Consider the following 14,482-nt stretch of genomic DNA (forward strand, 5'->3'; position numbering starts at 1 on the left):
GATCTTGGAATGCGATGGCCATTTCTCTGCTCTGGGCATGAAGACCAATTGGAGCGTCTCGCATGGTTAACTGGGCAGGATAGTTCGGCGTTGAAACTATGGTCAGCGACAAAGCTCGCAGCTGGCCGCTATCGCGTTGGGCGCACGCATTCCTCTACTGGCGTGTTTCGCCGAACGGCTTCCCGGTTTTGTCCTCTCTGCGTGTCGGAGGCGCGGAGACAGTCAGGGGCTCATGGCATTTATGAGCTGCTGGAATGGAAGGTTCTTAGCCTGCATCGCTGTAAAAAGCATGGGGTAGGGTTGCGGACACTGCCGGCAGCGGGCCATTCCCACGAAGCCTATGATTTTGCGACCCAGGCGATCAGGCATTGGGGGATAATTGAGAATGCCGCTGCCGATGCAACGATTCTGCCGCCGACCAGGTTCGAAGGCTATGCGCGCGAGCGCATTCGAAACGGCCCACAAAGAGACTGGCTCCACGGTTTCGATCTGACCAGCCTGCATGGGGCTTGCGTTTCTCTGGGAGCAGCGTTGGAGGGGGTTGGCACTATAGCCGCAAAGAGTCTCGATCGGTCAGTCACGCCTCGACTGGCTGAACTTGGACATTCCTACCTGTCAGACGGGCCAGACGGACTGTTACGCGCGCTTAACCTGCTGCACAAAAACAGCCGCAGCGAACGGCCGTATTTCAGCGCTGATCTGGGACCATTTTATGATTGGCTGCATGGCGCGCAGGACGATCCAACCTTGCACGACATTCTGTCGAAAACGCGTGAGCACATCTTCGAGACCTATCCGGTGCCTTTGGACAAAGAAGTCCTTGGGCAAAAACCACACCGTGAAATCTGGCTCACTATGGAAGAGGCCCGCAAGCGTTCAGGTTTTGGCGCAGTCTTTTTGAAAAAGTTGTTGGGGCATCTCGATGGCATCAACCCAAATGACGCCATGAAACGCACGGATGTGCGCGTATCAGAGCTTGCCAAAGTTCAGGCGTTTTGGGCGAACCTCGTCAACCTGTCGCAAGCCGCAAGTTTGTTGTCCATTCGATCTGAACAAGTCAAAGCGCTCATGCGTTTGGGGGTACTGACGCAGGTTCAAGTAACGTCGGCCTTGCGCTATGCGCGGCGTCAGGAGATCCAATTTCTACTGCAGCGCATTGGGGGCCTGCCTGATGCGCCCGGTGCGGCTGGGTTCTTACCGCTCAGGGAGTTCTGTCGTTCGAAAGGCATTTCTCTGGCCCGGGTTGTTGCGGCATTTTGGTCGGGTGAACTGGAAGGGCAATTGCGCCAGGGCGCAGGCGCGGGGGTGCATGCAATTGAGGTTTCTGAGAGGGCCTTCGCAGTAAAAGATGAACTTCGCCTGGATCGTGATCTGACGCTCACCGAGGCGGCAAAGTTCTTCAAGATCAGTATCATCTCAATCCGCAAACTTCGCGATGCAGGCTATTTGGCCGTAATCAACAAGCTCAACCCGGATACAAACCACATCAAGACCTACATCTCGCGGGACAGTGTTCGTGCATTCCAGACGCGATATGCCACGTTGGGTCAAATTGCGGTTCACCGCAACATTGCTCCGATCCACTTGGCAAGGCAACTCGATCGTGACGAGATTGCGCCCATTTCTTGTGATGGCTGTCTGGTGCGCGTCTATGACAGGGATGACGTATTGCCGGATGGAAACTGGTTTTCCAAATCCGCCACTGGTTACCAGGCGCAGGGAGATGGCAAATGAACAGGCTGGCACTCACTTTGCACCCGGCTGCGCTGGAAACCCCCACATCCTTTCTGTCACGATTGGCCGCGCGCAACGGTTGTCCGGACATGGTGTCCTTTTGTTCCGATCTCGGGTTGGATCTCATCGCAGTATCGCGGGGAGAAGAGGCGGCTCTTGAGCATCTATGTTGCCTCGCCGGTCTGCCAAAAGATACGTTTGCAAAGACTGCTGTGGTTAAAACGACGAATGAGAGATGCCACATCGGCCATGAGACGTTCAAATACGGAACTTTCAGCCGGCCTGAAGTTCGGGTGTGCCCCAAGTGTTTGTTGGAGCAACATCAGGCTTCGCCGTATCACTGGGAAAAAATATATCAGTTCTACTGGCAAATTCCCCAAATAGAACGATGCTACTTGCATAATGAGAGCTTGCTCACGGTTGCGCGCAAGTCGTTGTCCAGACGGCGCTTTGATACAAGTTTGGCAATCAAGGACGCTTGGGATGCCATCCAGCGTGCCGATCATCCGATGATTGCTGATAGCTTTGACGATTATCTCTCTAGGAGACTGATCAGAGGACGCGGCCAATCTTTGTGTGACCAAATGAGTATTCCGCTACTTTCCAGAATTGCGGAAGCCCTGGGTGTTATTCTGATATATGGCAGATCACAACGCCTGGGAGATATGGACTGTCATGCAAAAAGGCAGGCTCTTCTGAAAGGGTTTGAAGTCCTGATGGGCGGCGAAAACGATTTGTTTGGCGCTTTGACAGAATTTTCCAAAAGAACCGAGCGAAAGTGGGGTCGCTATAACTGGCCGCATTTTGGTGCATTACGCAACGTCCTGTGTCGAGACCCGGACCATTGCGAAGGTTTGGGCGAGTTTCGAGAATTGATGCACCGCTATGTCGTAAATAGCTATCCCGTTCCAGCAGGTACACTCGTCTTTGGAAAAGAAGTTGAAAAGCGTCGAGTTCACACTCTCACATCTGCGAGAAAACACCTGAAAGTTCGTCGCGATCTATTTGAGGAGATCCTGCTCGACAGCCGTCTCGGTCACCGCGATGAAAACGGGGCGTTTGTGCTTGATGGCATTTTGACCGTCGAAACTGTCGAAGGATTGAGAGAGGTTAGTTCAAGGTTTCTGTCGAGGAAGGAAGTCGCGGGGTTTCTGGGTATTTCAGAAAACGTTGTCAAAGAGCTACAAAAGCGCAAATTACTACGACCCAGAACCGGGCAGGATCACTGGGAGCGCAAAGGCTATGATGCCGAATACCTGCAAGGGATGCTGGATCGGATATTTAAAGGGACGCGCGTGTTTCGAACCGCTCCGAGAGGTTCCTACACAATATCGAATGTGACACGTCGTACTCAATGCAGAGTTGCTGACATCGTGGAGCTGATATTGTCAGGCAATCTCGTGGTGAAGGGGCGCATTGGCCAAGAGCTTGCGCTGAGAAACTTGCTGGTTTCAAAAGCGGGTGTTTCCAAAGCCTTGTCGAGGCGGCCTCGAAATGGGTTCACCAAAGAAGAACTGGTTCAAAGATGGTCTATGGGCCGGCCGAACTTAAATCGATTGATCGAAACCGGCGTCCTCCGACAGAAGCGAATGAAACACAGTCGAAGCCGAGTGACCGGAATGCTTGTACCTGCCGAGGATGTTGAGGCCTATGAACGGGACCGGCGCAAAGATGGTGATCGGGTGTTTGCTGCATCGGTCGAGATAAACGCATGACGCGAGTTTCACTGTGAGCGACGCCGGACTGAGGGCCGATAAATGCACTCGTAATTGTCTGGACCGAGCACGGGGGATGCTCAAATGGGAGGCATAGAGCAATGGCTGATAATGTAAAAAGCCTTTTTGAGCGGCTCAAACCACTATGGGAGGCCGTGGAAAAGCTGGGTGAGGTAGATCCCGAATTTGATGCGAAGGCCTTTTTCGATGAGATGTGGGCAGAAGAGTATGAAGACTCCATCGCTTCTTGGGAGGCTGGAAACACACAGAAAATCAATGATGCGGAGCTTGCTGAGGACGTTGATACGCAGTTCAAGATGATTTCAGCCGCTTATGCCACGGGAGACGCGGCAAGGATTGATCGGGTCATAATCAAAATTGCAACCATTCGGCGTATGAAGAAGTTGGGGTTCTATGAATTAAGAGACCGGAATGATGACGGTCGAGATGGGTGACGATACAACCAGAGATCGCTTCACATAACACCCGTTCAGCGATGTTCGACTTTTGTTGTGGCGTTACCAATCATCCGGTGGTTGCGGAAAACTACCCTTCGAAGCGCGGTCCGAAGACGACCGCGTTGCGGATTTTGCGGACTATGAAATCGTGGGTTTTGCTGGTGCAGCATCATTTCGTATGCGCATTTCACCTTTCGCTACATCTTAGCCGATGTCATCGAGCTGAGCGTTCAGTAGTGTCGATTTAACCGCAACTCGGTTCGTGCTTCAGCCGCAGACCTTTAAATGTCTCCGGGAGAGCAAGGCCGAGCATGAATGTCCGCATCAAACATGCTCGTCCGCCTATCCGCCCTCTATTTCCTTTTTTTGATCTTCAGGCGCAGCTTTCCATTCGACAAGTCACACGCCGCTTCATCTCCGCCTTCGCAGGCCAGCTGGAAATATTCTTGGGCTTTAGCGGTATCTCTTTCTACACCATGACCATCTTTGTAGACAAACGCGACCTCGGTGCAGCCTTGAGCGTGATCAAGGCTGCAGGATTTCTCGAACAAAGCCAGCGCATTCAGATGATCTTGCGGAACGCCTTCCCCCTTCGCGTAGCTGAAACCAAGATTCTTGCAGGAATGCGGCTCGTTCAGGTCGCAGGCTTTTTGGTAGATTGAGTTGGCACGTTCCCAGTTCTGCTCGGCTCCGTCTCCATAGAAAAGCGCGAAACCTAGGTTGGTGCAAGCAAAGGCATAGTCCTGATCACATCCCGCCTCGTATGCGGCCAAGGCCTTGGGCAAGTCCTGAATCAGGCTGCCGTCAGCGCTCAGGAGAAGACCTTGTGCGAAGCATCCTTTTGCAAAGCCATGCTCGCAAGACTGTTCGTAGTAGCGCTCGGCAGCAACCAGATCGGCCTCGCCTTCCTGCGGGTCTTCGTGCATGTCTCCAAGGCTATAGCACGCTCTGGCGTAAGCGCCGTCGCACGATCGTGTATAAAAGGCGATTGCCTGCGCGTTGTCGATTTCAACGCCTTTTCCATTTCGGTACAAAGACCCAATATTAAAGCAGGCGAGCGGGTTTTCATTTTCGCAAGCGTATTGATAGAATTCGACTGCTCGTGAGATGTCGCTTTCTACGCCTTGGCCATATTCATAGGCAAAGCCAACATCTGAACAACCTTTCATGTAACCATTCTCGCAGGACTTTTGAAAATACTTGAAAGCCAGCTTTTTATCCTGAAATGTGCCTTCTCCGTCTCGTTGCATCTGAGCAAGCTCGTAGCAGCCGGGCCCGTCACCATAGGTGCAAGCATAGGAAAAACGGTTTATTGCGGCCTGGGAAGCAACGGGCACCCCCCAGCCGTAGCGATGTGACTTGCCCGATTCCGTACAGCCCGGAATCCAGCCAAGTTGACAGCTTTGTTCTGCCAAGCGGGCGGATACGGTATAGTCTTTTTCGACGCCGTACCCGTAATCATACATCCTGGCGGCGGCCAGACAGCTATAGCCGTCACCTAAATCGCACCCGGCCAGATAAAGCTGTGCAGCTACCGGCAAATCCTGCGGAATGCCTTCAGCGCGCTGGTGCATTTCACCGGCGCGCCAGCAGGACCAGCCAACACCGTTTTCGCACCCGGTTTGGTAATGCTGCGCGGCGCGCGGCAGATCCTGTTCAGCTCCAATGGCGTGATACAGCACATACCCCGCCGAGGCGCAGGATTCCAGCAACCCTCCTTCGCAAGATTGCAGGTAATAGCGCGTTGATTTCTCGTCGTCTTGTTCGACGACCTCGCCAAAGGCAAACAGCCCGGCCAGCTCGAAACAGGCGTCCAGATCACCCGCGTCGCAACTCTGTTCCAGTGCCGGGATATCGAGGGGTGTCTGGGCCTGTGCGGATGCAACACTTGGGGTGCTGAGCGCAGCGGCCAGCAGAATGGGCCAGACGCGTGGGGAAATCTGTGTCATCGTCGTAAATCTCATGTCTTGTCAGAATCAATACAGCCGTGGCGTGAACCGGGCTGCGCAGATGTTTATTGGTTGTTCAGAAGCGTGCAGGCGTGATCGTGTCCGATCTCGCAGCCCCGTTGCAGGTATTTCGCGACCTCCTGCGGATCGATGCTGCTGACGCCGCGCCCTTCCGACGTCATGACCGCCGCATGCGTACAGGCCGCGGCCGCTCCGGCGGAACAACCCCGGTGGTACAGCTGGAATGCGCTGCCCTGATCGGAGGGCACAACCTGGCCCTGCTCGAAATTCTGGGCGGCCATGAAACAGCCATGACCATTGCTCATGATGTGTTGGCCGCAGCTTTGAACATACATGTAGTGGGCCAGCTCGACGTCGGTGATCCAACCTTTGCCGGAGCTGAGCAGATCACCCAGATTTGCACAGCCATTCAGATTGCCTTTGTCACAGGTGTAGGCATACAGCAGATAGCTGCGTTCCAAATCCTGCGCGACACCCAGGCCGCGTTCCACAAGCGAGCCCAGCTTGACGCAGCCGTCGGCGTATTCGCCATTGCAGGCCACATCATAGCTGGCGGCGGCGGTTTCATAGTCTTGTGCGAGACCCTCGCCTGCTTCGTTCAGCGTACCAAAGTGCAGGCAGCTTGCGGCATCCTGACCGGCGCAGCCGAGACCCAGGTAATGTGCGGCCAAAGTGCTGTCTTGTTCGACCTCATGGCCTCTCATATGCCAAGCGCCGATATGGAGACAGGCCCATGACACCCCTGCGTCGCAGCTTGGGCCGTAGTATTTTGCCGCTTCAACCAAGTTGCGTTCAGTGCCAAGCCCTTCATGATGCATATGACCAACGTTGGCACAGCCCTCGGGATCGTCGGCCTCGCAGGCTCGCAGATACAGCTCCAGCGCCTTGCCGTCGTTCATCGCGACCCGTTCGCCGTTGTAATATTCGTTACCAAGCGCCACACAGCTGGGCATGTCACCCGCCTCGCACTCTTGCTCAAGCACGGAGACATCTTTGACCTCTTGTGCCATAACGGGTTGCGCCGGGATCAGCAGGGTGATTGCAAAAGCAGCGGTGGTCAGCCGCGAGAAAAGCATGCGGTGCATAGACATATGATCTCTTGAATGCGACGCGGCAAAAATAGCGTCGTTTTGAGCGATGGGGTGGGTTGAATAGCGTCGGCGGATTGGGTTTCAGGGCGGGAAGCCGCCCCGAAAGATTTACTTAATGAAGGGTACATCCATATCGACGCGGCCAAATTTCCCCGGATCCGAGGCACGCACACCGTCAAGGTTGGTGCCGCGTACCCGCAGAAATTTCAACTGCTCAAACGCGCTCAGATCCAGACTGTCCAATGTGCTGTCCATAATCACAAGACCGCGCAACTGGTTAAGCTTGCTCCAGTCCTGTTGACCGAGCTGTGAGTTCAAAAATCCCAAATTATCCGGCAGATCGAACATCGTACTGATATCGGTGTCGCGCAAATCAGCACCTGTGATCGCCAGGAACTTCATCCCAGACGTATCTACCGTCGCCAGCGTGTCCAGCGATGTACCCGGAAGCGAAAGTCTGGACAGTTTTGTGGCATTACTCAGGTCCAGTGCGGGAACTTGTGTTCCTTCAAGCTGCAGCTCTGAAAGCTCATCGACCGGCCCCAGAACCAGCGTTTCCACAGGCGAATCCCGCAAGACGATCTCGAACAGAAGGGTCTGGTGGGACAGGTCCAATGTATTCACCTTGGAATTCGGAAAATCCACACGTTCCAATTTCAGATTTTTGGAGAGGTCGATCGTTTCAAAGGTCGCCCCTTCGATCGACAGAATCTGCAGATCTGGCAAGCCCGTCACGTCCAGATGATCCAGTTGATTTGTATCGAAAGCAATCGTTTCCAGCTTTGGGGCCATATTGGCGTTGAGGCTGTTCAGATTGGTCCCGGTCATCACAAAACCGGTCAGGTTCGGGAAGTGGCGGATCTCACTAATACTGGTGATGGGCGTGTCCCAGCAATTGAATCCTTCGATCAGGGCGGGGTCATCGTGCCCTTCTTTCAGCAGGCAGGACAGGAATTGCGGGTCTTCAAACGGAATATCGCGGATAGAACTGTATTCGCTGGCATTGGCGCTGTTGCAAAGGCTGCCTACTGCAAGTCCAAATGCGGCCAGAGCCCTAAAATGAGTTTTCAAGATCGTCCCCTTTTGCGGTATCGTGCGTCGCACGTCCTAAAACTGTGTTGAGTGAATTTTGTGCGACGCGATGCGGGCGGATATACTCAAATCCAACACTTCGGCGTCCCTGTTATTTCTGTTTGTTTTGTCCGTCGAAGCTCGTTGAAACTACGCAATTTCCTATCTGTTCAACCTCTTAGAAGCAAAGCCTGGAAATGTTCAAATTATTGTTATCAATAGATTTATTGCAGTATTACAACTAAGAGACGTTCTTCTTTTGCTCAGGAGCAAAGCATTGGGAAAATTTACCAGTGTTCCTTCATTGCTATCGCATACTTAGAATCCAGCCAGTAGATCGTTTTCTCAAGCGCACCGATTGGAACTCTCTCAGGTGGCATCCAAGCATCAAAAGTGCTGGCCAGAGCAAGTAGGTTTGGATCTCAATATTCTCTCCAAAAGTCAGCAGGAGAACAGTGAGCAACAGCCCGAGCGGTAGCCGCCCGCGTTCCGAATTTATAGCGTCCAAGTTCACGATTGCGAAATGAGCGAGGAAAGGTATTAGAAAAGCTGCAAATCCGGCCAACCCTTTGACAAACAACAATCCGTACCAAGTGTGATGGCTTCCGATCGGCATGTATTCAACAAGATGTGCTCCGGGTCTGACTGTGCCGTGCCCGAAAACCATCGCATCCGATTGCCAGCGTTCATACGCAATGCGCTGCAGAGTTTCGCGTACGCGGGTACTGTCGGCGCGCGCAGATTTGAAACTGATTAGGGCTCGGTGCCCGAACTCGGCAAAGGTAGTGCCCCAAACGGCCATGGCTGTGGTGGCTGCGGACAATAACACCCAGCCCAAGCTGCGGGCGACAAGCGGTAAAAGGCGGGGTGACAGCGAGCAGACCACCAATCCGACCAAGCCCATGCGGGACTTGGACATCAGTATCATCAGAACTCCGGCAGCCAATCCGATGGCTTTCCAGCTGGGATGTTTTTCTTCCAACGCAAACAAGACCATGCAGACACCCAACAGGGCCGCGAAAGGCGACCAGGGCGCAAAGAACTGCCAGCGCGGCGTGCCGCTGGCAGGGTCGATTGTATACAGGTAGACCGAGAAATATTCAGGCCCTGGACCGCCCACTGCTTTCAACGGAGACGTAAACAGCAGATGCGGCAGACCTGCATATGGGGCGACCACTAGCAACGGCAGAAGGCACAGGGTCCAAAGGCCCAGCACGCATTGCCCTCGGACCAAAACCTCGCGGCGGATGGGCAGGACCGCACCGGCAAGGATAAACAACGGGATCAACGCCCAACCCTTGGCCCAACCGATGCTCGATTTGATCGTTTTGGTGGTGCCGAGGTTCCAGTCTGCATGGCCTGCCCAAAGCGAGATCAGCATCACCAGCATGCCAACGCCCCAAACCCAGACCAAGGTGGGGACGGGGCCCGTTGCGCGCATATCCGAGCGGATCGCCGGGCCGAGATAAAGGGATAAACCGGCCATCGCAGCCATCATCCAACCCAGCACCGGACCGACAACATAAAGCGCGCCCAGCCCGTAGAATGGCCATGTGCAGATCAGCGTGTACCAGACAATCTTTTCGGCCGGGCTTTGAGGGGCCACATGCATTAAACTGCGGCCTCTGTCTGGTCTTTCAGCAGTTTTGCGATCAGCGGGTTTCGGATCCAGGCCAGCGCCAAACCCATCAGCAGCATAAGGCTTGCAGCGATCCCTGCGGCAATCGAGACCTTCTTGTTTGGCGAAGATGGGCGTGTCGGCAGCGACGGGTTTTCCAACACTTGGATCAGCGGGTAGGAGGCGTAGACATCGGTCTTTTTTGACTCGGACCGGGCGATGGCCGAGGCAAATACGGCTTCTGCCACTGCGAAATCTCTCTGCCGGTCTTCCAACTCAGCGGCGATGGGTGCGAGGTCTGACAGGCGCAGTGTTTCCAGACGAATTTGTTTGCGCAGTGTCGCGACATGCTCCTCTAAACCGGCACGCAAGGCATCTTCGCGCACCAGCTCACTGAGCAACTGCGCCCGTTGCCCTTCCGGTGCGCGATCCAGTCCACCGAGCTGCTCGGTCGTTAGGCCCGTAACCTGCGACGCGCGTTCCAGAGCGCCCGATCGCGCCCCTTCATAATCGTTTTGGGCCTTCACATGGATCGGGTGGTTCGATCCATAGGTTGCATCAGCTTGAGCCAGCTTTGCAGCCCCCACCGATACGTCCTCAAGCAACGACAGGTACTGCGCATCGGCATAGAGCTTCAGCGTTGCCGCCGCTGCATGAGAAGGCAGATCCAACGCGACCTTAAGAGCGGCGACATGTTCCGATTGGCGCGCCAGCTCGCTTTCCTGCATACGCAATTCTTGCTTTGCACGGTCATTTGCGGCGACCTGTTCTTGGTACTGCGCGACTGATATCAGGCTGCTCTGCACCTGCAGCTGTTTGATCTCGGCCCGCGTGGCCTGAATTGCTCTTGTGTAGTCTTCGATCGCGCCGATACTGCTGGCCTCGCGGGTGGCAAGTTCATCGGCCCGCAGGGCGTCAATCTCAGCGAAAAAGGCGGCCACCAAGGCGTCACCATATTGCTGAGCGTCTGCCGGAGAAGTCGCCTTAAGCTCGATATGGACCAGGCTGGTTTGATCGACCAGTTGCACTCGCGGCTTGCCAAACGCTTCCCGATCAGCTTCGACCGCTTTGGCTGCCGCATCGAGGATACGGTCGGCCGACAACAAACGCTTATAAGTCTCGGTCGGGCTAATCGACCCGTTGGCAAAGGCAGAATTCGCGTAGGAGGATGCCTGACCGATATTTGCCAGATTGACCGACGCCGAAGCGCCAGACCCTGGCAGGATCAACGATGCGTGTGAGGTGTATTTGACAGGAGCAGTTGCCAAATACCCGCTGATCGGGGCCCAGATGCAGCTTGCCCCCAGAAGGAACATCGCGACATACCGGGGCAGTCGACCCGCATCGCTGAGACGCCCGCCCTTTACGATGCGACGCCACCCGAGCGATCTGAAATTGGATCGGGAAATGCGCGCCCAATGCAGAAATTGCGTGTCTCGCGTAGAATCAGAGGAGTGTGAAATTTGTTGCGGCATGGAAAAACCCTTTCTTACAAGGGTGATACACCGCATCTGGTTGCTGATCATGCGCTCGGCGGGCTAGGGGGCAAGGGGATTGGGAGTACCCCCCTATCCCTTCGGATAGAGACGCTTAGAACAACCCAGCCTCGCGCGCGGCCAAGGCGGCTTGCGTTCGATTGCTGACACCAACTTTACGATAGAGCGTCTTCATGTGCAGTTTGATTGTCGGCTCGGACAGCTCCAGATCACGAGCGATTTCCTTGTTGGATTTGCCCTCAGTCAGCCCTTTCAGAACCTGCCGCTCACGCTCGGTCAGTTTTTGAGCCATGGGATGAGAGTCTTCCGGCTGCTCTGCGTTCATGAAGCCCGCAGGAAGATACTGTTCCCCCATCGCCATGAAGCGGATCGCATTGACCAGGGATTTGGCCGGTAGAGTTTTGGGGATGAAACCTGCGGCCCCAAGCTCCAGCGCGCGTTGCGCCAGATCGCGCGAGGTGTCGCCGGTAAACAGGGCCACATGCTGGGCCCCGTCCATAGCGATGCAGGTTTCAAGCCCGCTCAACCCGTTCATGCCAGGCATGTTCAGGTCCAGAAGGACCAGATCAAAGGCCCCGTTGTTCTCAATCAAGGATTTCGCAGCGGGGAAATCCGGCGCGGTCTCAACCTCGATTCCGCCTGCGGCGTCAATGAAGGCGACGAGCGTATCCAAAATAAGCTCGTGGTCGTCAGCAATAAGAATTTTCATCTCAAATCTCCGTCTGCCCCCAACCACACGCAAATGCGTTAATAAACCATTGAAGGCATGGCATGAAGCCTGCCTTACGGACAGGTGAATATCCAATCGGATAGGTCAGCGGGCCGTTTCCGCCACGCTATGTGCTGCAGGGTCGTTTGAATAGACCTATTCTCCGATCTCTCTCCGGATGCTCGCCTATCGGTTGCGGGGTCTCGACGACAGACTGAAGCCACAGATTGTCATCGTTGATCGGAGAGTTCTATGCAGTTCCTGTCAGTCCAAGATATGTACAAAGGCGCGCAACCAACTCTAGGACCATCGCTTAAAAAGACCGAGATTTTGGGTTTGCCAGTTGTTAACGCCCGATCCGAGCAGGTGATCTCAAAACTGCTGGATGGGACCCACCAGACGGTATTTTTCCTGAATGCACATTGCGCAAATATACGGGCCCGTAACCATACCTATCGAGCGGCACTGGCCCGGGCAGATATGATCCTACCTGACGGAATTGGGGTAGAGGTCGCGGCAAAGTTGCAAGGCGTTCAGTTCGCCGAGAATCTGAACGGCACGGATTTTGTGCCCAAGCTGCTGAAACGCGCGGCGCGTCTTGGGCAGTCGGTCTACCTGTTGGGGGGACGCCCCGGAACAGCTCAGGCAGCGGCGGCGCGGTTGCAGCACACGACCCCCAATTTGGTCGTGGCTGGTACGCGCGATGGCTATGAAGGTGCCTCGCGGGTTGATGAGGCGATCGACGATATCAACCAGTCCGGCGCAGACATCTTGTTGGTCGCGATGGGCGTCCCGCTGCAGGAGCTGTGGATCATGCAGAACCGCCACAGACTGAACCCGCGCATTACGCTTGGCGTAGGCGCTTTGTTCGACTTCCTTGCCGGGAATGTGCGCCGGGCACCGCGCATCGTTCGCCGCGCCCGGATGGAATGGGCATGGCGGTTGGCGATGGAGCCCCGCCGGATGGCCCGAAGATATTTACTGGGCAATTTCGAATTCCTCGGGCGTGCCGTACACAATGCGCTTCCAAGGGTCTCAGCATGTCGCCTGCTGGACCTCACTTTGGCGGTGGTCGTGATGTCGGTTTTGGCCCTGCCCATGGCCACAATCGCCGCAGTGGTGCGATTGGACAGTCGCGGCCCCGCCTTTTTTCGGCAGACACGTATTGGTCGAAACGGGGTGCCCTTCACGATGTACAAGTTCCGCTCAATGACGCAGGACGCCGAAGCGCGGCGCGCCGACCTGCTCGTCCAGTCAGATCGTGAGGGCGTGTGCTTCAAAGTCAAAAACGACCCGCGCATCACCCGTGTCGGGAAAGTTCTGCGCCGGTGCTCGCTGGATGAACTGCCGCAAATTTTCAACGTGCTCAAAGGAGATATGTCGTTGGTCGGCCCGCGCCCAGCCTTGCCTGAAGAGGTTGCCACCTATCCAGAACAAGCACTGGAGCGCCTGCAGGTGCGTCCGGGTATCACCGGCCTTTGGCAGGTTTCAGGCCGCGCTGGCATCGGTTTTGACCGCATGATCGAGCTGGATACGGCCTATGTCCGATCCCGCTCGCCCCTTTTGAACGTCATCCTCATCGCAATGACCGTACGCGCCGTTGTGTCGGGTCGCGGTGCTTACTGATCAAACCTAGGAGTATTGAAATGACACGTATTCGCAAAGCTGTTTTCCCGGTCGCGGGACTGGGCACAAGGTTTCTGCCCGCCACGAAATCGGTGACCAAGGAGATGCTGCCACTGATCGATCGCCCTTTGATCCAATACGCTGTGGACGAGGCGCGCGCCGCCGGGATTGATGAATTCATCTTCGTCACCTCAACCGGACAATCCGTGCTCGAGGCGTATTTCGGGCGCAACTCGGGGCTGGAGCGCAAACTGAAGGATGGCGGCAAAACCAACCTGCTGAACCGTTTGCGCCGATCGAATCTTGATGATGAGACATACAACTTTATCCAACAAGACAGCCCACGCGGTCTGGGACATGCAGTGTCTCTGACGCGCGACTTTGTCGGTGATGAGCCCTTTGCGGTGATCCTGCCGGATGATGTGATCCACGCGCAGCGCCCCGTCCTGGCGCAAATGGTCCAGAACTTTCAAGGCAGCCACATGATCGCAACCGAAGCCGTTCCGTCCGACCGGATAAGCGCCTATGGCGTGGTCGATATCGCGCATAGGACAGGGCAGGTACAGCTTCTGAAAGGGTTGGTCGAAAAGCCCGCTGCCGATCAGGCTCCGTCCGAGTTTGGCATTGTCGGGCGGTATCTGCTGCACCCCTCGATCTTTGATCAGTTGGACGGTTTGGCACCCGGCGCGGGTAATGAAATTCAACTCACCGATGCTATTGCGGCGGATATCGAAAGGACCGGATGCCACGGCTTCGCCTTTCACGGAGAGCGCTTTGATTGTGGGTCGGTCGCCGGATATCTTGAGGCAACCACCGTCTTTGCGCTGGAACGTGCCGAGCTTCGTGACGGGTTCAAATCCATGTTGCGTCAGCGCATGAACCTCATGTCTGCCGCCGCATGAGACCGAGGCACCTATCCGTTCGGATAGGTGAGTATCCCCATGCCCATCTGTCGCGACGGACCTCTTTCTGGTTTCTTTAGCTCAAAGAAATG

The 14,482-nt window shown here is 55.3% G+C and carries 11 protein-coding genes; 5 read left to right on the forward strand and 6 right to left on the reverse strand.

Going from position 1 to position 14,482, the window contains the following annotated elements; genetic code table 11:
* Positions 1–300 precede the first annotated feature (300 nt).
* From J7380_RS04440 to J7380_RS04450, 3 genes are all read left to right on the forward strand, one after another.
* Positions 301–1,734: a hypothetical protein gene (locus tag J7380_RS04440; protein ID WP_247742411.1), complete on the forward strand. Its 1,434-nt coding sequence runs from the start codon at positions 301–303 to the stop codon at positions 1,732–1,734.
* Complete coding sequence (locus J7380_RS04445) at positions 1,731–3,449, forward strand: TniQ family protein (RefSeq protein WP_209194666.1); 1,719 nt, start codon at positions 1,731–1,733, stop codon at positions 3,447–3,449. Before J7380_RS04440 ends, J7380_RS04445 begins: the two co-directional genes overlap by 4 nt.
* 101 nt (positions 3,450–3,550) lie before the next feature.
* Complete coding sequence (locus J7380_RS04450) at positions 3,551–3,904, forward strand: hypothetical protein (protein ID WP_209194667.1); 354 nt, start codon at positions 3,551–3,553, stop codon at positions 3,902–3,904.
* Positions 3,905–4,260: 356 nt separating this feature from the next.
* Here J7380_RS04450 and J7380_RS04455 read toward each other — a convergent pair whose 3' ends face one another.
* The 6 genes from J7380_RS04455 to J7380_RS04480 all read right to left on the reverse strand — a co-directional run bounded on the left by J7380_RS04455 (position 4,261) and on the right by J7380_RS04480 (position 11,862).
* Positions 4,261–5,856, reverse strand: coding sequence for a tetratricopeptide repeat protein (locus tag J7380_RS04455; protein ID WP_209194668.1), 1,596 nt, complete (start codon positions 5,854–5,856; stop codon positions 4,261–4,263).
* A gap of 65 nt (positions 5,857–5,921) precedes the next feature.
* Positions 5,922–6,962: a tetratricopeptide repeat protein gene (locus tag J7380_RS04460; protein ID WP_209194669.1), complete on the reverse strand. Its 1,041-nt coding sequence runs from the start codon at positions 6,960–6,962 to the stop codon at positions 5,922–5,924.
* Positions 6,963–7,076: 114 nt separating this feature from the next.
* Positions 7,077–8,039: a hypothetical protein gene (locus J7380_RS04465; RefSeq protein WP_209194670.1), complete on the reverse strand. Its 963-nt coding sequence runs from the start codon at positions 8,037–8,039 to the stop codon at positions 7,077–7,079.
* Positions 8,040–8,346: 307 nt separating this feature from the next.
* Positions 8,347–9,651: an O-antigen ligase domain-containing protein gene (locus tag J7380_RS04470; protein WP_209194671.1), complete on the reverse strand. Its 1,305-nt coding sequence runs from the start codon at positions 9,649–9,651 to the stop codon at positions 8,347–8,349.
* A complete protein-coding gene (locus tag J7380_RS04475; RefSeq protein ID WP_247742412.1) occupies positions 9,651–10,973 on the reverse strand; it encodes a hypothetical protein in 1,323 nt (440 codons plus the stop codon). The genes J7380_RS04470 and J7380_RS04475 overlap by 1 nt, the downstream gene beginning before the upstream one ends.
* Positions 10,974–11,247: 274 nt before the next feature.
* Positions 11,248–11,862 carry a response regulator transcription factor gene (locus J7380_RS04480; RefSeq protein WP_209194673.1) on the reverse strand — a complete coding sequence of 205 codons (615 nt, stop codon included), beginning with the start codon at positions 11,860–11,862 and terminating at the stop codon, positions 11,248–11,250.
* Positions 11,863–12,114: 252 nt separating this feature from the next.
* Between J7380_RS04480 and J7380_RS04485 the strand changes: the two genes are divergently transcribed.
* Positions 12,115–13,488, forward strand: coding sequence for a WecB/TagA/CpsF family glycosyltransferase (locus tag J7380_RS04485; protein ID WP_247742413.1), 1,374 nt, complete (start codon positions 12,115–12,117; stop codon positions 13,486–13,488).
* 20 nt (positions 13,489–13,508) lie between these two features.
* On the forward strand, positions 13,509–14,390 hold the full coding sequence (locus J7380_RS04490; RefSeq protein ID WP_209194674.1) for a UTP--glucose-1-phosphate uridylyltransferase: 882 nt from the start codon (positions 13,509–13,511) through the stop codon (positions 14,388–14,390).
* Positions 14,391–14,482: the final 92 nt, after the last annotated feature.

Source organism: Ruegeria sp. R8_1 (genome assembly GCF_017743815.1).
Lineage (GTDB): Bacteria > Pseudomonadota > Alphaproteobacteria > Rhodobacterales > Rhodobacteraceae > Ruegeria > Ruegeria lacuscaerulensis_A.

Bases quoted from the DNA above. Each gene is read 5' to 3' on its own strand.
- J7380_RS04475 (WP_247742412.1), bottom strand. From the start codon at position 10,973: ATGTTCCTTCTGGGGGCAAGCTGCATCTGGGCCCCGATCAGCGGGTAT.
- J7380_RS04490 (WP_209194674.1), top strand. From the start codon at position 13,509: ATGACACGTATTCGCAAAGCTGTTTTCCCGGTCGCGGGACTGGGCACA.
- J7380_RS04470 (WP_209194671.1), bottom strand. From the start codon at position 9,651: ATGCATGTGGCCCCTCAAAGCCCGGCCGAAAAGATTGTCTGGTACACG.
- J7380_RS04455 (WP_209194668.1), bottom strand. From the start codon at position 5,856: ATGACACAGATTTCCCCACGCGTCTGGCCCATTCTGCTGGCCGCTGCG.
- J7380_RS04480 (WP_209194673.1), bottom strand. From the start codon at position 11,862: ATGAAAATTCTTATTGCTGACGACCACGAGCTTATTTTGGATACGCTC.
- J7380_RS04445 (WP_209194666.1), top strand. From the start codon at position 1,731: ATGAACAGGCTGGCACTCACTTTGCACCCGGCTGCGCTGGAAACCCCC.
- J7380_RS04485 (WP_247742413.1), top strand. From the start codon at position 12,115: ATGCAGTTCCTGTCAGTCCAAGATATGTACAAAGGCGCGCAACCAACT.
- J7380_RS04450 (WP_209194667.1), top strand. From the start codon at position 3,551: ATGGCTGATAATGTAAAAAGCCTTTTTGAGCGGCTCAAACCACTATGG.
- J7380_RS04460 (WP_209194669.1), bottom strand. From the start codon at position 6,962: ATGCACCGCATGCTTTTCTCGCGGCTGACCACCGCTGCTTTTGCAATC.